This window comes from Polaromonas sp. LjRoot131 (assembly GCF_964252805.1).
Lineage (GTDB): Bacteria > Pseudomonadota > Gammaproteobacteria > Burkholderiales > Burkholderiaceae_C > Polaromonas.
The window spans coordinates 72,737-91,866 of record NZ_CAXUPF020000006.1; the positions used below are offsets into that span (position 1 = coordinate 72,737).

Here is a 19,130-nt window from a genome sequence, read left to right on the forward strand (position 1 = left end):
GCTAGGAAGTTACCAGTCCGTGCGTACGTATGAAACCACTAAGCGGCTGTTGTTGCCAATGGTGCAGCCTTGCGACCCTGGATGTCTCGATCGTGGGATTCTCGAGACTCAGCTTGCTTACCTTCACGCCGCAGTATTCCGACAGCCCTTACGAGAGCACTTGACGAGCGGGATGGCATAGCAGGCAAAAGTGCGATATTTCGCATAGCGACCGCTAGCAGGAAGATCCGACGTTTTGCGTGCTCTTCCTAAGCGCCCAGGCAACCCTGGAGCCTGTGCCAACGATCACGCTAGCAATCCAGAATACGCCGGAAATACCAATAATCGTACCCGCTGTGCCAAAAAACATTGGCATAGCGACGCTAGACACATTAATAACCATCAGTCGGAGACCGATCGCCTCGCCGTGGCGAGCTTCAGGGGTGATTTGATGCAACATGCTCATTACCATCGGCTGAACCATACCAAGCGATAGCCCCAAAACCACCGAACACAGTCCCATAGAAACTGCGGAATGGACCAGAGGGTAGACAGCAAAGACTAGGGCTGAGGCGATCATCGCAACAAGGAGCACAGCCCACTCCTGCAAGCAAGCCGCAATAATCGGCAATGCAACGCGGATAGCAGCAGCAGCCATAGCGAATGTGCCCAGAATGATGCCGATCACCGAAGCGCTTATTCCGCGTTCAAAGCCAAGTACCGGCACCATGAACATATGCACGTCCCAACAAGACTGCAGGAACCAGTTCACCAACATGAGATTGCGGAAGTGCTGATCGCGCAGCAAGTCCATGGTGCGAAGCGCCTTGCCGGCCTTCGGTACATCAGTAAGCGGTGCCTCGACCATGTTACGCACCAGCAGCCAGGATGCCAGAGGAAAAATTGCCATCAACAAAAAAGCCGCGCGATAGCCTGTAGTGCTGCCAGCCACATCACCAGCATGGTCGATCAGTAGTCCCGCAGCAAAAGGGCCGATAAAGCTAGATACCGCCGTCCCAATAGACAACCAGCCAAAGACTTGCTTGAGTTGCACTGCCCCAGTGATTGAGCGGCCAGCGTGCCGCTGCACTGCGATCACGACGGTAACCGCGGCAGCGCCTGTCATCAGGGCCGAAAAGCACAACACCGTGAAGACAGGGAAAAACACAGCACAACCCGCACCGACAGCACCGACCAAAACGCAGTACCGAATGGGCCGCTTGAGTCCGTGTCGGTCTGCAAACCGCCCGGCCGGCAAAGCCAGAAAAATCTGAGCCAATGCAAACAAGGCAAGCAAAATTCCGACCGCCGCGGCGCTGTACCCATCGCGCAGTGCAATTAGCGATGCCGCTAGCCGTGTACCGGTCATGCAACCGTGAAAGAGAACCAGAGTCGCGATGAGACGCGCAAGATCTCGCGTCATAACGAATCAACACATGAAGTCTGAACCGGCCCTTTGATGGCTAAATATCGAAACCACAGAACCTTTGGGATCAGATAGGATTCAATCGATCTCACCCGTTTCATTGGCGGATCTTGCCGGTGTCACTAATGATCGTCAGCTCCACGAATTTGGATCCGCTTCGAACGCCAGGCTTGAAGCCGACCGTATATCCGCCAAGGTTAAGACTGTCGATACCCTCCAGCGCGGCAGCCATGCCTTCTCGAGTCGGACGTTTTCCCTGGCGTCGCACAGCCTCAACAATGACCTTCGCTGCGATGTAGCCTTCCATCATGACGTAGCTCACCGGCACCTCCAGCTTGCCGTCTTTGGCCACCGCCTCGTTGAGCTCTTTTGCCAATTTGGACGAGTGATACGGGCTTGGAACCACCTGTACGATAGCGACGCCCTGCATAACGCTCGAGACGAACGCCAAGCGGTTTTCCGCAATACGCTTCGTCACGCGCTCCATGTCGGCGCCAGAATGCACGAAGATCTGTGCGGAGCCGCCATCCGCGCGATATCGCTCAATAAAACGCGCGCCAGTTGCACCACTGCACACCAAAATGATCGCCTGAGGCTTTGCCTTGACGAACGTGTCAATCGCGTCCGCCACGCGCGTGGTCCCTGCCTCGTAGGACGCTTTGGAGACAATGGTGGCATTGCCTTTCTTCGCGATTTCCTCGGTTATGGCAATTTGAGCCGCTGCACCTGGGCCCTCCTCGTATAGGAGACCCAGGCGCGTAACTCCTATAGCGGCCAGATGCTCGGTAATCTTGCTGAGTTCAGTGCGGAAATTGGCCCTGACGTTGAAGAGCTGGGGAGGCTCGGCACCAATCTCAGAAACACGGTAGCCAACCAAGGTGAGCTTTTCCTTCCCGAGCAAGCCAGAACTCACAAGTTCTGAGATGTTGCGATTACCGAAATAACCGGCCAACACCATCGGCTGACTCTCGAAGAGCAACTGACGGGTGTTGGCGACCGTCTCTTCTGGCTTACCACCATCGTCTTTGCTCACCAGCTCGAACGTATTCCCGTTTACGCCTCCCGACTTGTTTGTTTCATTGAAGAACAACTGCATGCCGGCGGCGTAGGCGCGTCCCTGACTAGCCTCCGGTCCAGAAAGCGGTGCTACCTGCCCAATAACGATTTGCCCCGCCTGGGCCAATGAAGTTGCAAAGCTTGCAGCGCAGCATAGGACAGCCGGCATTACCAACTTGAAGATTTGTTTCATCGAGGAATAAGGGATATGAGAAAGTGACCAGCCGGACCTTCCGCGAAGGAAAGGGGCTGGAAAGGAAATCAGCGCTCGATCGTGCGGTTCCAGCGATTAGTCCATTCGGCACGTTTCTGGTTTACGACATCCCAATCGACCCGGACCAGCTTCTTAATGAAGTCTGGCCCGTAAGGCACATTGCGCGCGAGCTCTCCCTCAAGCTTTGTCTTGCTGTTAGTTGGGCCCCAGCCCTCAGTAGCGAGCCATTGCTGCACTTGAGGCGACACCAGGTGCTGCACGAAAGCTTGAGAATGTTCCATTGCATTGTTTTGCACGACCGGGCAGGCCGCGGTGACCAAGGCAACAGCGCCCTCCTTCGGGTAGACAAACTCAAGCGGAAAGCCAGTCTTTTTCAACGCATAGGCACGGCTGCTACCCCATATCGCGACGTCCACGTCACGGTTATGGAACATTTCGGCCAAAGCGGCAGGTGATGAAGACCAACTCAGCACATTGGGAACCAGCTTCTTGCCGATGGCATCGAAACCGGGATCAATATTCTTTTCACTTCCTCCGTTCACACGAGCGAACATGAGGAGGGTGTGAACCCCATAAGTGCCCGACAAAGACGAAGTCGTGAACCGCTGCTTGTATTTCGGGTCAGTCAGATCGTTCCAGGACTGTGGGGCGGCCCAGCCCTTTTTATCAAATGCAGCCTTGTTGTAGGCAATGCCTGTGGCAACCAGCCCCACACCGATGGCCTTTCCGCCAAAGCGGGCCGCTTCGTACACGTCGGAGTAGACCGGCGCCTTGCTCAACGTTTCACAGTACCCGTACTGAATAGCTTGATACATGGGACCGTCGTCGACGATGACGACATGCATCTCCTGCCTGCCCCTCTGAGCTTGCAACTTGGCAAGAACGTCAGTGGAGTTGCCCGGGATGTAGGTCACCTTGACTTTGCGACTCACCTCAAACGCAGGAATGATCCTTTCCTGGAACAATTTCTGGGCGCTACCGCCAGGGCCGGCGACATAAAGAGTGGGCTGTTGCGCTGCCGCGTGGCCCGCGGCATACAGTGCCAGAACAAACAAGGATGCCTGTAGTCGTTTCATGATTCCCCGCCACATAAAAAGAGCCCTTGCTTATTAGGCAAAGGAGAGCTTCACGCGGGGCCTTACGCCACCAGCGACACCACGAATGTGGTGCCTGGGTACTGTAGTGACGGGGTCGATGTCAGGTCAAATAGAAATACAGGGCAGGTCTATTCGAAGACGATATAGGATGAAACCAGAAGACGATACCCCAGACATTGAAGACCGAGGCGGGGCAATTCATTGAGCAAGCAGTGCGTCACATTCCTCTCGGGCAACCGTACGCAACACCTCTGAAAACTTCGCAACGAGGCGATTGGCTGGTCGTCCTTTTGGAATGATCAGAATGCCTTCATACGGCAGTGCGGGATCAAAAGGCCGTGTCACGACGGGTGCCGACCGGTAATCCTGTACGGCAAGCGGATTGACGATGCTGACCCCCATGCCCAGCCCCACAAGCGACCAGATGATGGAGCTGTAGGACGTTTCGATATTTATTATTCGCTTAACCCCTGCCTCATCGAAAATGCGATCGACAGTTTTACGCAGTTCGTCAGGTTTGGCTGACGAGATGAAAGTCTCGCCTTCAAGATCGATTGGAGTAAGACGCTTCTTCTGCGCAAGCCGGTGGTTCTCAGGCATCAGGCAAACGCCATCTATCCGGTATAAAACGTCTCGCTCAGTGGAAATGTCCTGGCGCGACAGCTGCGAGACGATCCCCAAGTCGCAAAAATGCGAGTCCACCCACTGCGAAATAACTGACGAATGGCCCATGTGAATAGAGATCCCCACTTCCGGATGATCTTGGGCGAACCGCTTTATCGCCCTGGGCAGAAGGCCGAATGCGATTGTTGAGACCGCAGCAATCCTCAGCTCCCCGGTGCCGAATCGTCTGATTTTGTCCGCAGTTTCGTCCAGCCGCTCAAGGCCGAGAAAGCTTCGCTGAACCTCAGTGAAGAACGTATGGCCCTCCTCTGTAAGGGTCAGTTTTCCTGGGGATCTTTCGAATAGGAGGAGACCAATGGCCTTTTCAAGCTGAGATATCAGCCGGCTGACATTGGGCTGCGAAGTATGAAGAACGCGCGCAGCTGCCGTGGTGGAGCCTGAGAGCACTACCGCGCGAAAAGCTTCAACCTGCGAGAGGTTCATCATTGAGTAAGGCTCCTAGTATCGGTACAACAGGCAATTTAATCGCCTAATTGGATGAATAACAAGAGGAGCCGGGGAAACCGCGCGTCGCTACACCACGCGGTTGTCCCAAGCAGTTCAAGGCCGGACGGAGCCGGTAGCGGTTGCCAAGCGTTTCAGAGCTTTTTCGTCCACCTCAACACCCAGACCAGGCCGATTGCCGACCTCAAATCCGTCGCCATCGAGTAGCAGGTTCACCGACATGAACTCGTCCCTCACCGCCGGCACGCCATTGGCATAGGTCTCGAGCATCACCGCGTTGGGAATGGCAGCGCACACCTGCACGCTTGCAGCTGTGGCGATGGGCCCTACCGGATTATGGGGAGCAACACCAATTCCATAAACTTCGGCCATTACAGCAATCTTTCGCATCTCGGTGATGCCGCCAACCCGAATGACGGACGGCTGAACAATTCCGACAGCTTGGCGCTCAATCACCGCGCGAAACTCCTGCCTTCCAGCGAGCCGCTCACCCGTCGCAAGACGCACGGGAGACTGCCGGGCCAGACCGGAGAGCACCTCAAGGTTCTCGGCCATCACCGGTTCCTCGATAAAAAGAAGGTTATGCGGAGCCACTTGCGTGCAAAACTGCGCGGCGGCGGCTCGGTCCAGGCGTCGCCACAGATCTACCATCAAATCGATGTTAGGGCCCACTGCAGCACGAACAGCGGCAACTTCATCGACCGCTCGTTGAACTTCCACAGGCCTCACAGCCCAGTTCTGCTCGTGCTGCGGAAGAAAGCGGAAGGGGTACCACTTCAATGCCGTTGCGCCTTCCGAGACAGCAATCCTGGCGAGATCAACCAGGTCCGCGCCCTTTGCGATGTCGCGCCACCATTGATTCAAGTAGGCACGCACCCGCGTTCGGTAGGGGCCGCCCAAAAGCTGATGAACTGGCAAGCCAGCTGATTTCCCGGCGATGTCCCACAGAGCCTGGTCTATAGCGCTAAGGGCTGCCATATCGGCCGGCCCTCCGCGCCAGAAGATCCGGTCGTGAAGGTCTGCCCAGATTCGCTCGACACCAATGGCACTACGGCCTTTCAGGTACTGGGCCGCAGAGTCAATCCCAGCGCATACCTGGCCGGATCGGTAATCAAGAGTAGCCTCGCCGACTCCGGTGATGCCGTCGTCTGTTTCGACGACGACCATCGTGAAGTCCTTAAACGGAGTAGGAACCACATACCAACGGATATCTGCGATCTTCATTTATGCCGCACCTTTTCCCACTGCGGCCGTTACGATGATCTCTACCAGTACATCGGGGGCGCCCAGCTCACATTGGGCAGTAGCGCGTGTCGAAGCGGCACCGGGCGCCGTCCATGCATCCCAAACTTCGTTCATGCCTGCGAAGTCGTTCTTGAGGTCCTTGATCCAGATCTGTGCAGTCAGCAGGCGGCTCTTATCCGTACCCGCTTCTGCAAGAAACTTTTCTATCTTTGCCAGCGTCTGGCGGGTCTGGCCCCGAATATCCTGGCTGCGGTCGTCAGCTGTCATGCCGCCCACAAAAACCATGCCGTTGTAAACCACGGTACGGCTACGGCGCGTATCGGTGGCAATGCGGGTAATGTCGCTCATTTGAATCTCCTTTGTTTGATTAAAAATCTCATGCCGGTCAGTGCATGGTTCTGCTTACGTGGGGAGCGCCTATAGGAGGCGCTTACCTTAAGACGGCTTAGCCAGCCAGCTCCCCTATCGTCACTGGCTTAACGGGAGGCCGAATGCGGTAGTAGCCCACTTCCTGCGGGGGTAGGCCCCGGCTATCTGCAATCAATTCGGTGACGGTCAAGCCGCACAGTCGACCCTGGCAAGGCCCCATACCACATCGTCCAAACGCCTTGGTCTGGTTAGGACCCTGGCAGCCGAGCTCCACGTACTTCCTGATCTGGCCGGCCGTCACCTCTTCGCAGCGGCAGACGACGACTGAGTCATCCTGGGGGATGCGCTGGGCCGCCGGTGGACGATAGAGTGCATCCAGGAAGGGCCTGATGTGAAGCTGCTTTCTCAACTCTTCTCGCACGGCACTTTCGCGATCATCCCGGTCCCCTGCTTCAAGGTGACCGAGCTTTGCAGCAACCGCGAGAGCAGCTAACTTCCCTTGCGACGCGGAGGCTTTGGCACCCACAATTCCTCGGCTGTCACCCGCGATATAAATGCCGCTTTCTTCGATCTGGCCAAACTCGTCTGTTTCCGGCTCCCAGCACAGCTGGGCATCGTTCCAACGGTGCTTGGCCCTAAGCGACCAACTCAACTGAGTATTCGGCACCACCCCCTGGTGAAGCAATATGAGCGGTGATTCGATGCGGCGGGTTTGACCTTTATGGGTGAAGCTGATCGCTTCGGCATGTTCGGAGCCCTCAATCGAAAGGCCCTGAGCACCCGCATAGACCTGAACCCCATGCTGACGTAGATGGTTGAGCATGCGCATGCCTTTGCGCAGATCGCGCCATCCGCGTAGTGCTCCTCCAATATGCGCAGATGCGCGCACGTAGTCGCTGGCCTGGGTGGTGTGAACTACCGCCTTCAGCTTCACCCCAGCTTGAAGGTACTGGCTAGCCAAAAGGTAAAGCAAGGGACCACATCCGGCCAGAACGACCGGCTCACTGGGCAGCGCGCCAGCACTTTTGTACAGAATCTGTGCCGCGCCTGCTCCCATAACTCCGGGCAAGGTCCAGCCGGGTATGGGAAACGGTCGTTCCATGGCACCGCTGGCGAGAATGATCTGGCGCGCTTGCAAAGATTGGTTAGCGCCTTGGCGAACGTAGTTCACCTTCAGGTCACGACCCACGTTCCATACCGCGGCTCCGGAGATATGCTGAGCCCCGCTTTTGGCGAAAGCGCGGGTCAACTCTGCGCCGGCAGCGTAGTCTTCGCCAAGCACCGACTTTCTCTTTTTGCTCGCGGCATCTACAGCTCGATAGATCTGTCCGCCTGTAGCGGTCTGCTCATCCAGCAGAGCTACACTCAGCCCCCATCTGCATGCTTCACATGCCGCGGCCAATCCGGCCGGTCCCGCACCGACAATGGCGAGGTCGACGACATTAGCGTCCATGGTTTTCTCCTCCCGAGGAAATCTCCAGGGCAGAGGCACCTTGTTGACGTCTTACAACCATTCCCTCCCGGACAGGGATCAAACAAGCTTGGCGGCTAGGCGTGCCGTCTACTTCAACCAAGCAGTCGAAGCACACACCCATCATGCAATAGGCTGCACGCGGTGCAGATGTGACCGGAGTAGCCCGGAACGGCCCTACCCCGTTTAACAGCAAAGCTGCGGCAATGCTGACACCCGCAGGAGCGGTAATCGGGCGGTCATCGAACTGCAGCGTGACTTGATCCGAAGGGGAGTCCCCCTTCGACGTAAATAGCGCAGGGCAAGGAGAAGAAGTTTTAGTGTGCATTTGAAAAGCTCCGGTTGGGGTCCAGGAATCGTTCCCCTGCAAATACTTCGAAGGCGTCAGGTGCGGCGCCCAACCCGGCCACCCAGGGCCCGATCACTTGGGCATGGGCGGCAGCCAGGGATACACCGCTATGGCTGGTTGCCACAAATGCGCCTGGGCACGACGCCGACTCCTGATAAATCGGCAGACCATCTGGCGTCAAGACCCGCAGGGCTCCCCAGGCTCGGACGAGCCGCACGCTGGAAAGTACGGGAAAGGTGGTCACAGCACGTTTGGCAATCCACTCAACGGCAGAGACCGTGGTCCCGTCGTCCAGCCCAACGTCCTCGACTGAATAGCCCAGCTGAACGCTGCCCTCATTGGTTTGCCGTGCCTTGTTGGTGGGATATGGCAAGAAAGGCTTGAGCCTTTCAGTAATAAGGACTTGGCCTCTGTTGGGCATAACCGGGGCATGCAGCCCGACCTGAGGAGCAAGTTCGTTGTTGCCCAAACCAGCGGCAAGCACAACGCGCGCAGCCCGCCAGCTTTTTCCGTCTTTGCTCTTGATTTCAAAGCCGGCGCCATTGTCCTGGTGGGTGATTTGGGAGACGTCGACGCTGGAAACCACCCGTGCCCCGCGCGCTTTCAGACCAGCATGGAGTGCATGCAAGAGCATGAGCGGATTGGCGTGCCCGTCTAACGGGCAATAACTTCCTCCCGCGACCGCAGGCCCAATGGCTGGAAGACGTGCTTTGAGTGCGGCGTGGTCGAGCATTTCAAAAGGAATACCACCCACCGAGCTATCAATTCGCTGCAGCATTGCCTGGCGCGCTTCCATCTCGGCTTCGCTAAAACCAATCCAGAAGCCCCCTGGCTGGTGCAGGGCCACATCGACACCAGTAAGTTCGAGCAACTCTTTGGCCAGCGCCGGCCAAAATGTCAGGGCGTCCCGGCTCCAGCGCGCATAGCGCGGCACCTTGTCCCCTTTGCTCTGAACCCACACCAGCCCGAAATTTCCACGTGAAGCTCGGTGAGCAACGTCGCCTTGGTCAAGCAGGGTCACCGGGGCGCCGGCTCGGGCCGCTCCGTAGGCGATAGCGGCGCCCACTAGGCCACCGCCAATCACTACCAATTCTTGTGTTTGCATGATGTTCTCCTTGCCTGCGATGTGGGGTTTGGCGTCCGTTGGGACGAGCGCCTTCCTTCACAGGCTTGGCCTGTTAAATATTTCTGTTAAAGAGAAAGGGTTACTTCTTGCCGATCAGCACACGGTCTAGTCCAACCACCCGGTCCAGCAAGACCATCAGAATCAAGGTGCCGACAATCAGCACGGTCGAGATTGACGCGACGAGGGGATCGGTGATTTGCGAGATGCGGTGGTAAATGGCAACTGGTAGCGTGGTTGTTCCAGGTGTGGCGACAAAGATCGTCATGGTGACTTCGTCAAAGCTCTGAATGAATGCCAGCATCCAACCACCCGCTACGCCGGGCATGATGAGCGGCAATAGAACACGTCTGAATGTGGTCAGGCGGGAGGCGCCTAGCGACATTGCCGCCATCTCCGCATCGCGGTCCATACCAATCAGGGCTGCAAGGGTCAAACGCAGGGAATAAGGAAGGACGATCACCGCATGTGTCAGCATCAAAGCAGTGAATGAGCCGCTCCAGCCAGCCAGAGAGAAGAACCGCAGAAATGCCACGCCCATCACGATGTGAGGGATCATTAACGGCGACATGAGGAAGGCCGTCAGCGTCTCGCGTCCGCGGAAGCGATGGCGGGCAATTGCAATTGCGCCAGGCAACGCCAAGGCGGAAGCAATCGTCGCAGAACCAAGTCCCAGCCAAATGGACAACCAGAATGCATCGATGATGTCCGGTGTGTTCAGTATTGCCACAAACCACCGAAACGACGCGCCATCAAACGGCAAAGAAATGTAGTCTTTGTCGGTGAACGAGACCAAAGCCACCACGATGAGGGGCGCGACGATGAAAATCACAAAGAAGGTGTGATACAGCAGGGCCAACCAGCCGTTTTTTCCGATCTCGGCTTTCATGATGCAAATACCTGTTTGAAGCGGCGCTCAAGCATGCGGTTGCAACCCACAATAATGACGACATTGGCTATAAGAAGCAGTACCGCGATAGCCGCGCCCAGCGGCCAGTTCATCGAATTGAGGAACTCGTCATAGGTCGCCGTTGCGACCACCTTGACACGACGGCCGCCAATAATCGATGGCGTGGCAAAGGCCGACGCGGCGAGTGCGAAAACAATGATGCTTCCCGAAAGCACACCGGGCAGCAATTGCGGAAACACGACACGCCGAAATGACGTAGACGCGGTTGCCCCTAATGAGCGGCCGGCGTGCTCCACCTGGGGATCCAGCTTCTGCAGCGCACTCCACACGGCAATTACCATGAATGGCACAAACACGTGAGTCAGGGCAATCACGACCCCCAGCATGGAAAAGAGAAAACGCACGGGTTCGTCAACAACGCCTAGACGCTGCAGTGCGGTATTGACCATGCCTTGGCTGCCGAGCAAAATCGACCACCCCAACGTGCGCACAACGACTGATATCAGAAGTGGGCCGAGAATGACCACAAGGAACAAGCCGCGCCAGGGAGCCTGCATGCGGGCCAGAATCAGAGTCTCCGGCACGCCCAGAATCACACACAAGGCGGTGACACCTAATGCCATCAGGCCGGTTCGGATGAAGATCTGGTGGTAATAGCTGTCGGTGAGTATTTCAACGTAGTTATGCAAGGTGTAGCTTGGCTGAATACCGCGCATACCGTCGAAAACATTAAATGACAGTAATGCAGTCAGCCCCAAAGGCACCAGCAAGATGCCGATAAATAGGAGCAGCGCAGGCGACGACAGTACCCAAGGCGTACTGGGACGAGGTGCTAAGACGTCAGCCATTGGTACCCTCACTGGGAATCGCACGCAAATCATCATCTCGCCAGACCAACCCGATGTTCTCCCCTTCTTCGGGAAGGTGGTCACCCAGATTCGTTGATGTCAAGCGTAGCTTGCCCAGCACGCTTTCAATTTCATAAAGCCAGTGGTCGCCCAGGAAAAGTCGCGTCGTCACCTTGCCTGGCAGATTGCCTTGACCGGCCGCCGCCAACCGCAGGCGCTCAGGCCGTATGTAGACGCCGACTTCTCCGCTTATCTTGCTTCCCAAGTACGGGATACGCATGGTGCACGGCCCGGCCTGGACGATCGCGCATTGCTCTCGCATTTCGGTAACCCGGCCTGGAATAACGTTGGTTTGCCCTAAGAAGCTCGACGCAAAACCCGAGGCCGGACGGTCATAGACCTCGAACGGGGTCCCGAGTTGTGCGATCTTGCCCTCGCTCATCACGGCGATACGGTCGCTCATCGTCATGGCTTCGACTTGGTCGTGCGTCACGAGAATGGTCGTGATGCCAAGCTGGCGCTGAAGGCCACGCAGCTCAACATGCATTTCCCCGCGCAGTTTGGCGTCCAGATTGGACATGGGCTCGTCCAGCAGGAGTACCTGAGGACGTATCGCCAAGGCGCGAGCAATCGCGACGCGCTGACGTTGGCCTCCCGACAGCTCCCGGGGATATCGCTTGCCCAAACCACCCAGCCGAACCATCTCAAGAGATTCTTCAACACGGCTGGCAGCCTGCTGACGGGGAAGCTTTCGCATTTCCAGGCCGAAACCGATGTTCTCGGCGACAGTCATATGGGGAAACAGTGCGTAGCTCTGGAACACCAAGCCCATATCCCGCTTTTCAGGGCGAACATCGGTGATATCTTGGCCATTCAGATGGACGCGGCCCGCAGTCGGGATCACAAATCCGGCAACCATCTGCAAAGTGGTCGTCTTGCCGCAACCTGATGGACCAAGCAAGGAAATAAATTCGCCGCGCTCAACGTCCAGACTCAACTCGCGTACGACGTGCGATTCGCCACCGTACGTCTTGGACAAAGCTCGGAGTGATAAGAAGCTCATGGGGCATGTGGGGACTGAATCCCCCTCCAGAAAGAGAAATTAAAGCGGGTACCGAGGGATCAACGTTCGATGGTGCGGTTCCAACGGTTGGTCCATTCGGCACGCTTCTGATTCACCACATCCCAGTCGACCTTGATAAGCTTTTTGATGAAGTCTGGGCCGTACGGCACGTTTTTGGCAATTTCTCCTTCGAGCTTGGTTTTGCTATTGGTGGGACCAAAGCCCTCTTCAGCCAGCCATTGCTGCACTTGTGGCGAAACCAGATGCTGCACAAAAGCCTGAGATTGCTCAGGAGCGCTGTTTTGCACGACCGGGCAGGCCGCGAGCACCAGGGCTGCAGCGCCCTCCTTCGGATAAACAAACTCGATTGGGAAGCCGGTCTTTTTCAGCGCGTAAACGCGGCTGCTACCCCAGATCGCAACGTCCACATCACGGTTCTGGAACATCTCGGCAAGCTTGGCCGGCGACGAAGACCAGCTCAGCACGTTGGGGGCCAGTTTCTTTCCAATGACGTCAAAACCGGGCTCGATATTCTTTTCACTTCCGCCGTTCGAGCGTGCAAACATAACCAAGGTGTGAACGCCGTAGGTGCCAGACAATGACGATGTCGTGAAGCGCTGGCTGTACTTTGAGTCAGTCAGGTCTTGCCATGAAACCGGCGCCTTCCAGCCTTTTTTTGCGAACGCGTCCTTGTTGTAGGCAATGCCCGTGGCGACCAGACCCACACCTATTGCGTTGCCACCAAAACGGGCCGTCTCGTAAACATCGGAATAGACGGGAGCGTTTGTGAGAGGTAGGCAGTAACCATATTGGATTGCCTGGTACATCGGACCGTCATCGACGATGACCACATTCATCTCTTGCTTGCCACGTTGGGCTTGCAACTTGGCGACCAGCTCGCTGGATATCCCAGGAACATACGTGACCTTGACTTTGTGGGTCGCCTCAAAAGCAGGGATGATTCTTTCCTGGAACAGCTTTTGAGCACTACCCCCGGGACCACCCACATAAAGCGTGGGCTGCTGCGCCATGGAGGCACCCGCGCCAAGTAGTGCAAGAGAAAAACAGAATGCCTTAATTTGTCTCATCATTTCACCGCTTTATAGAAGTAGTAGGGTCCCGGCCGAAGCTGGCGAGGGGGTAGCTTCACGCTGCGTTCTACGACATCAGCGGGCACCACAACCTGTAGTGCTTAGCTACTGTATCGAGGGGGTGGATATCAGGTCAAATAGATATAAAGGACCGCCCTATTCAATGGTGATATAGGAGGGAAAACCCTATGCCCCGCAGAAGCACTGAGCGCATTCAAGCCGCTCGCAGCGTTTTCACATTCTTCTCGCGAGAGCAATTTGAGACGCTAGGTGTTGATAGTGACCAGGTATTCCCGTCCAAAAGCACTTGGGTTCACGAGTGCGTAAGCTGATTCGCCAGAAGGGCGCACAGGGGCTACTAGATGGCACGTTCCCATTGATGTGCCTTTCTAGTCATTTCTGTTCCCACTTACTCAAATGGAACAGTTCAATGCGGTATCTACCGCCAAATAGAGGGTGACGGTGCCACTCTTAACAAGTCATCGCTGTTTGAACTGACGGATTTCCTCTTTGAGGTCCTTTACGAAGGCCTCTGCCAACATTAACCTAGCGCCGGGGTAAGGGAAGATGATGGCCGATCGCGATGTAAGTTCCTCCTTGACCGGTCGCACAACGACGTTCGGCCCCGAAAAGGATTCTGCAGCCCAATGGGAAACTAGAGTGATCCCCGCGCCTGCAGCCGCGAATGCGCACGCGATGTTGGAGTGTGGCGTTTCCAGAACCACGTGCGGGGCTACTCCCAGCTTAGAGAATGCGTCGTCGATCTGATAGCGCAGGAAACTGTGCTGGGACAACAGGACCATACGCTCGCCATCCAAGTCCTTCACGGATATCTGTTTCTTGCTTGCCAGCCGATGGCCGGCCGGGATAACGGCTACCGACCGTGCCGGTATCAGCGGCTCGATGGATATTGACGGACGCGCCATGGGCAGCTCAATGAGGCCGATATCAAACTGACGCGTGGCAACTAGATCAGCGACCTGCCGCGACGGCAGGCTTTGCACGAACACAGAAACGTTGGGGCGAGTCGACAAAAACCTTGTGGTTACTCGGGGCAGTAGCGATTGAGACAGTGAGGGCAGCGTCGCGATGCGAAGTTCCCCCGCACGCTGAAAACGAATGTCTTGTGCTACCTGCGCGAGCCTATCCAAGCTGCCATAGATCGGTTCAGCTTCACGATAAAACGCATGACCTTCAGGTGTAGCGACCAGCTTGCGCCCCATACGCTCGAAGAGCTTGTATCCGATACGTGCTTCTAGCAGGCTAATGGCGCGACTAACCACCGGCTGCGTGACGTTCATGTGGCGAGCTGCAGCCACCACAGTGCCTGTGCGCATAACCGAGTAAAACGATTCGATCTGCCGAAGATTTAACGTTGGTTTCATACATAGCATTTGAGCATAAGCTGTGGCGAATTTTCAAATTGTTTGTTGCGAAGCAGAGGCATACGATTCGTCGCATATCCCTGCAACAGACTTAAAAGGAGACATTAATGCCCCCAATTCACCATATGCTTTTCGCTAGCCTCCCAGCTTTAACTACTACCGCGCAAGACACCATGCGTTCCGACGTAACGCGAAACTTGGGACGCACGGCCGCGATGGCGGCGTTTGTGTTCAGCACAGTTTTAGGCACCCACTGCGTACAAGCCCAAACCTATCCCAACCGCCCTATCAAGTTGATAGTCGGATTCCCACCTGGTGGATCTTCAGATGCGACGGCACGACTGCTCGCCACAGCGCTTGCCGATAAGCTCGGGCAACCAGTCGTAGTGGAAAACAAGGCCGGGGCGAACACAGTCATCGCGACCCAGTACGTTCGCAGCCAGCCTGCAGACGGCTATACCCTTTTCTCGGTGTCATCGTCATTCGCCATCAATCCGGCGCTGCAAAAGCTCAACTACAACATCTACAAGGACTTCACTCCAGTTGCCCTGCTCGGCGTCATCCCTTTGTGGCTCGTCACCCCCAATCAGGTCCCCGTGAAATCTGTTGGAGAACTGGTTTCCTTAGCGAAAGCTCAACCAGGGAAGCTGGCCTATGCCAGCTATGGCGCCGGCAGTGCGGGACACCTAGCCTCTGAGCTGCTGCTCTCAATGACCAAGACGAACATGATCCACGTGCCTTACAAAGGCACCGGGCCAGCTATCGTCGACGTGATCGGCGGCCAAGTCACGATGATGATGCCGACCGTTGCCTCTTCTCTGACTCTGGTCAAGGAGGGAAAGCTGCGAGCAATCGCAGTGTCCAGCAGCAAACGCGTGTCTGCCGTTCCGGATGTCCCGACGATCGCCGAGTCTGGCGTGCCCGGATTCGAACTGGTCGCTTGGGAGTCAATTCAGGTCGCTGCCGGAACGCCGCCAGCGATCGTCTTCCGGCTCAACACCGCTATCCGCGACATCGTTGCCTCTCCCGGCTTTCGAGAGAAGTTGATCAAACTTGGAATCGAGCCGGAAACGAAGATGGCGTCGAACGATGTGGCGAAGTTCATCCGCAGCGAAGCGGAGAAGTTTGAGAAGATCATTCGCGAACGCAACATCAAGGCCGAGTGATCTCGCCGTAAGGAACATGGCCTGGATCACTTGAGGATCCAGGCCGTTTTTTCCATGAACGCCTAGACGTTCTAGATCGCCTTCCTATGCCGGACGGGGCGGGCCAATCTCGTCAGCGGTAAATGCGGCTGACGTGTCGCCTTTAGACCTTTCAAAGTTGCTCAAAAGAATCCAATCATGTCTATTTTTACTGTCTTGCCCTGGGCGTACGCGATCTCAGTCCTCGCACAAGACCTGCTGGTCAGCATGAACCCGCTGCTGCCGGACCTTTCTCATAGCCGTTCTCTTGCACGTCACAGGGGGCAAGGCCGATGACTGACCATCCCCACATCGACACCCTCGTGGTGGGCGGCGGCGTGGTGGGCATGTCCATCGCCTATGGACTGGCCCGCTCCGGTGACGTCGTGTGCGTGCTCGATGGCAGCGACGATGCCTTTCGCGCGTCACGCGGCAACTTCGGCCTGATATGGGTGCAGAACAAGGGGCTTGGCCGTCCCTCATATGCACGCTGGACGATGCAAGCGGCGCGCACATGGCAGTCCCTGGCCACCGAGCTGCAAGAGTTGACCGGCGTCGACGTTGAGTTGCGTCAACCCGGCGGGCTAAGCATGAGTTTCGATGAGAAGGTGCTGGCTGCGTCCAGCGAAAAGCTGAACGCGCTCGGCAAGGAGCTCGGCATCGTCTACCCGTACGAGCGGCTGGATGCCGACGGTCTGCGCAAGCTGACGCCGGACATAGGTCCGGACGTGGTTGGCGCAATCTATTGCCCGCTGGACGGGCATGTCAGCCCATTGCGGACTCTTCGCGCTTTGGTACAAGGTTTCAGAGCCCGCGGAGGCCAGTTGGTATCCGGCGTAAATGTCGATCGTGTCGAGCGCCGTGGCGGCGAGTTCCACGTGCATGCTGGCAACAAGGTCTACACAGCGGGTCGTGTAGTGCTGGCTGCAGGGTTGGCTAACCGCGAGCTGGCGCCGCAAGTTGGCCTTAAGGCGCCGATACGGCCGGTGCGCGGTCAGCTCCTCGTGAGCGAGCGCGTCCAGCCCTTTCTTCACTACCCCTGCCACTACGTACGGCAAACGGGTGAGGGTGTGGTTCAGATTGGCGACTCCAAGGAAGAGGTGGGCATGGACGACAGCACCACGCTGGGCGAGTTGGCGCGTATCGCCGCCCGAGCGACGCGGACCTTTCCGATGCTGGCCAACGTCAACGTCGTGCGTACTTGGGGAGCGCTGCGAGTGATGAGTCCTGACGGCTATCCCATCTACCAGGCCTCGACCGAATGCCCTGGCGCCTTCGTTGTGACCTGCCACAGCGGCATTACGCTCGCACCGGCTCACGCCGGCCCATTGGTGGACTGGATGCGCACCGGCACCGAACCGGCGGAAATCCGGGGTTTCAAAGCGGAGCGTTTCGATGTTCAAACCAATTAATCTTCCCGCTGCAGAGCAGCAAAAAACCGTGCTGATCCGAGTGGAGGACCGGGAGGTACACGTCAGCGAAGGTCAGACCCTAGCCATGGCTCTGCTGGGCGCAGGCGTCGTCCCATTTCGCCGCACGGCCGTTTCCGGTGCACCGCGCACGCCGTTGTGCCTGATGGGCGTATGTTTCGATTGCCTGGTCGAAGTAGATGGTTCGCAGAACGTGCAGTCCTGCCTCGTCGAGGTACGCGAAGGCATGCAGGTGCGGCTTCCCTCCGGCGCGCGGCGCGCAGGGGGTTCGGCATGAGCGGACCACACGAACTGAACGAGGTCGATGGCACCAACACGGGAGCAAATTTCACCCATGACCTCGTCATCATCGGCTCTGGCCCGGCGGGTATGTCCGCCGCAGTGATGGCATCTGCGTGCGGCCTACGGGCTGTGGTGCTCGACGAGCAGCCACGCGCCGGCGGTCAGATCTACCGGAACGTGACCGTGGCACCCCCTGCGGTGTCCAGTTTGTTAGGTCCGGACTACCGTCACGGCGCCACACTGGCTCAGCGTTTCGCCGCGTGTGGCGTCGAAGTACACCATGACACACTGGTGTGGGACGTAGCACGCGATCTGACGGTAACAGCCCAGAAGTCAGGCAGATCCTTCCATGTGCGGGCGCCTCAGCTGTTGGTAGCCAGCGGTGCTATGGAGCGACCTTCCCCGCTGCCAGGCTGGACCCTGCCAGGCGTTCTCAATGCCGGGGCGGCGCAAATCGCCCTTAAGACGGCCGCGCAGGTACCCGACGGGCGTGTGGTTCTGATCGGAGGTGGTCCGCTGCTGTTGCTGGTGGCCTGTCAACTGCTGCAGGCTGGTGCGCGGATTGCTGGCATCGTTGAAACCTCAGCGGCTTCCAACCGTGTCCGGGCGATGCACCATGTGCTGGGCGCCCTGGGTGCGCCGGCATTGCTGGCAAAGGGCTTACGCATGCTGTGGCGGCTGCGGCGCGCGGGCGTGCCCATGTTCAAACAGGCGACAGAAGTGCGCATTGAAGGCGTGGAAGGAGCCGAGAACACGGACGGCAAGCAGCGTGTGCAGGCAGTGTCCTTCACCACGGGTGGCACGACCCACCGGCTGGAGGCCGACGTGGCGCTCCTTCACCACGGTGTAGTCCCCAACACCCAGATCAGTCGGCTTTTGCGCGTGGACCATACCTGGAGCGACGCGCAATTGGCGTGGCAAGCGCAGGTGGATGCGTGGGGCCAGACCTCGTTGGCTGGGTTTCGCATGGCCGGCGACGGTGCGGCCATTGCCGGTGCGCTGGCTGCCGAAGCCAGTGGCGCCATCGCCACCATCGGGGCGGCCGTTGCGCTGGGCAAGCTGGACACTGGCCGAGCGCAGCAGTTGGCCGCACCCTGGCGTGCCCGGCTCGCGCGACAGACGGGCATTCGTCCGTTCCTCGATGCACTCTACCGACCGCCCGAATGGCTCACTGACTGCGCTGACGAGACAGTGGTGTGCCGCTGCGAAGAAGTGACGGCCGGCCGCGTGCGGGAGATGGCACGCCTAGGCTGTGAAGGCCCTAACCAGACCAAGTTCTTCAGCCGCTGCGGCATGGGCCCCTGCCAGGGCCGTATGTGCGGCATCACCGTCACCCAGGTACTGGCCAAGGCGCTGAACCGCACGCCCGCACAAGTGGGTGCCTACCGCATTCGTGCACCGCTCAAACCCGTCAGTCTGGGCTCCCTCGCCGCATTGGGCCAGCTGGCCGCGCCTGCCAAACCATCATCACACTGAGGAC

The 19,130-nt window shown here is 57.6% G+C and carries 18 protein-coding genes; 4 read left to right on the forward strand and 14 right to left on the reverse strand.

Annotated elements, in window-relative coordinates:
* Positions 1 to 214: 214 nt before the first annotated feature.
* From ACSQ27_RS22425 to ACSQ27_RS22490, 14 genes are all read right to left on the reverse strand, one after another.
* Positions 215 to 1,402, reverse strand: a complete 1,188-nt coding sequence (locus ACSQ27_RS22425; protein ID WP_436157709.1) for an MFS transporter — start codon at positions 1,400 to 1,402, stop codon at positions 215 to 217.
* Positions 1,403 to 1,502: 100 nt separating this feature from the next.
* Positions 1,503 to 2,654: an ABC transporter substrate-binding protein gene (locus tag ACSQ27_RS22430; protein ID WP_436157710.1), complete on the reverse strand. Its 1,152-nt coding sequence runs from the start codon at positions 2,652 to 2,654 to the stop codon at positions 1,503 to 1,505.
* Positions 2,655 to 2,722: 68 nt separating this feature from the next.
* Complete coding sequence (locus ACSQ27_RS22435; protein ID WP_436157711.1) at positions 2,723 to 3,751, reverse strand: ABC transporter substrate-binding protein; 1,029 nt, start codon at positions 3,749 to 3,751, stop codon at positions 2,723 to 2,725.
* Between the two features lie 219 nt (positions 3,752 to 3,970).
* Complete coding sequence (locus tag ACSQ27_RS22440) at positions 3,971 to 4,882, reverse strand: LysR substrate-binding domain-containing protein (protein WP_436157712.1); 912 nt, start codon at positions 4,880 to 4,882, stop codon at positions 3,971 to 3,973.
* A 114-nt stretch (positions 4,883 to 4,996) separates the two neighbouring features.
* Positions 4,997 to 6,124, reverse strand: a complete 1,128-nt coding sequence (locus ACSQ27_RS22445) for a mandelate racemase/muconate lactonizing enzyme family protein (RefSeq protein ID WP_436157713.1) — start codon at positions 6,122 to 6,124, stop codon at positions 4,997 to 4,999.
* Positions 6,125 to 6,493 carry a RidA family protein gene (locus tag ACSQ27_RS22450; protein WP_436157714.1) on the reverse strand — a complete coding sequence of 123 codons (369 nt, stop codon included), beginning with the start codon at positions 6,491 to 6,493 and terminating at the stop codon, positions 6,125 to 6,127.
* A 97-nt stretch (positions 6,494 to 6,590) separates the two neighbouring features.
* Complete coding sequence (locus ACSQ27_RS22455; protein WP_436157715.1) at positions 6,591 to 7,967, reverse strand: NAD(P)/FAD-dependent oxidoreductase; 1,377 nt, start codon at positions 7,965 to 7,967, stop codon at positions 6,591 to 6,593.
* Positions 7,957 to 8,313 carry a (2Fe-2S)-binding protein gene (locus ACSQ27_RS22460; RefSeq protein WP_092130932.1) on the reverse strand — a complete coding sequence of 119 codons (357 nt, stop codon included), beginning with the start codon at positions 8,311 to 8,313 and terminating at the stop codon, positions 7,957 to 7,959. Before ACSQ27_RS22460 ends, ACSQ27_RS22455 begins: the two co-directional genes overlap by 11 nt.
* Positions 8,303 to 9,439 carry an NAD(P)/FAD-dependent oxidoreductase gene (locus ACSQ27_RS22465; RefSeq protein WP_436157716.1) on the reverse strand — a complete coding sequence of 379 codons (1,137 nt, stop codon included), beginning with the start codon at positions 9,437 to 9,439 and terminating at the stop codon, positions 8,303 to 8,305. The genes ACSQ27_RS22460 and ACSQ27_RS22465 overlap by 11 nt, the downstream gene beginning before the upstream one ends.
* A gap of 100 nt (positions 9,440 to 9,539) precedes the next feature.
* The gene (locus tag ACSQ27_RS22470; protein WP_436157795.1) at positions 9,540 to 10,334 is read right to left on the reverse strand and encodes an ABC transporter permease; all 795 of its coding nucleotides are present in this window, start codon (positions 10,332 to 10,334) and stop codon (positions 9,540 to 9,542) included.
* Between the two features lie 8 nt (positions 10,335 to 10,342).
* Positions 10,343 to 11,215 (reverse strand): ABC transporter permease, encoded by an 873-nt coding sequence (locus ACSQ27_RS22475; RefSeq protein WP_436157717.1) that lies wholly within the window; start codon positions 11,213 to 11,215, stop codon positions 10,343 to 10,345.
* Entirely contained in the window at positions 11,208 to 12,278 is a 1,071-nt protein-coding gene (locus tag ACSQ27_RS22480) for an ABC transporter ATP-binding protein (protein WP_436157718.1), read from the reverse strand. The genes ACSQ27_RS22475 and ACSQ27_RS22480 overlap by 8 nt, the downstream gene beginning before the upstream one ends.
* Positions 12,279 to 12,337: 59 nt before the next feature.
* The gene (locus tag ACSQ27_RS22485; protein WP_436157796.1) at positions 12,338 to 13,366 is read right to left on the reverse strand and encodes an ABC transporter substrate-binding protein; all 1,029 of its coding nucleotides are present in this window, start codon (positions 13,364 to 13,366) and stop codon (positions 12,338 to 12,340) included.
* A 482-nt stretch (positions 13,367 to 13,848) separates the two neighbouring features.
* Positions 13,849 to 14,763 carry a LysR family transcriptional regulator gene (locus ACSQ27_RS22490; RefSeq protein WP_436157719.1) on the reverse strand — a complete coding sequence of 305 codons (915 nt, stop codon included), beginning with the start codon at positions 14,761 to 14,763 and terminating at the stop codon, positions 13,849 to 13,851.
* 164 nt (positions 14,764 to 14,927) lie between these two features.
* On the opposite strand from ACSQ27_RS22490, the gene ACSQ27_RS22495 reads away from it, so the two are divergent.
* From ACSQ27_RS22495 to ACSQ27_RS22510, 4 genes are all read left to right on the forward strand, one after another.
* Positions 14,928 to 15,920: a tripartite tricarboxylate transporter substrate binding protein gene (locus ACSQ27_RS22495; RefSeq protein ID WP_436157720.1), complete on the forward strand. Its 993-nt coding sequence runs from the start codon at positions 14,928 to 14,930 to the stop codon at positions 15,918 to 15,920.
* Positions 15,921 to 16,231: 311 nt separating this feature from the next.
* Positions 16,232 to 17,350 carry an NAD(P)/FAD-dependent oxidoreductase gene (locus tag ACSQ27_RS22500; protein WP_436157721.1) on the forward strand — a complete coding sequence of 373 codons (1,119 nt, stop codon included), beginning with the start codon at positions 16,232 to 16,234 and terminating at the stop codon, positions 17,348 to 17,350.
* Positions 17,334 to 17,645 carry a (2Fe-2S)-binding protein gene (locus ACSQ27_RS22505; RefSeq protein WP_436157722.1) on the forward strand — a complete coding sequence of 104 codons (312 nt, stop codon included), beginning with the start codon at positions 17,334 to 17,336 and terminating at the stop codon, positions 17,643 to 17,645. Before ACSQ27_RS22500 ends, ACSQ27_RS22505 begins: the two co-directional genes overlap by 17 nt.
* Positions 17,642 to 19,126 (forward strand): FAD-dependent oxidoreductase, encoded by a 1,485-nt coding sequence (locus tag ACSQ27_RS22510; RefSeq protein WP_436157723.1) that lies wholly within the window; start codon positions 17,642 to 17,644, stop codon positions 19,124 to 19,126. Before ACSQ27_RS22505 ends, ACSQ27_RS22510 begins: the two co-directional genes overlap by 4 nt.
* The last annotated feature ends 4 nt before the right edge of the window (positions 19,127 to 19,130 follow it).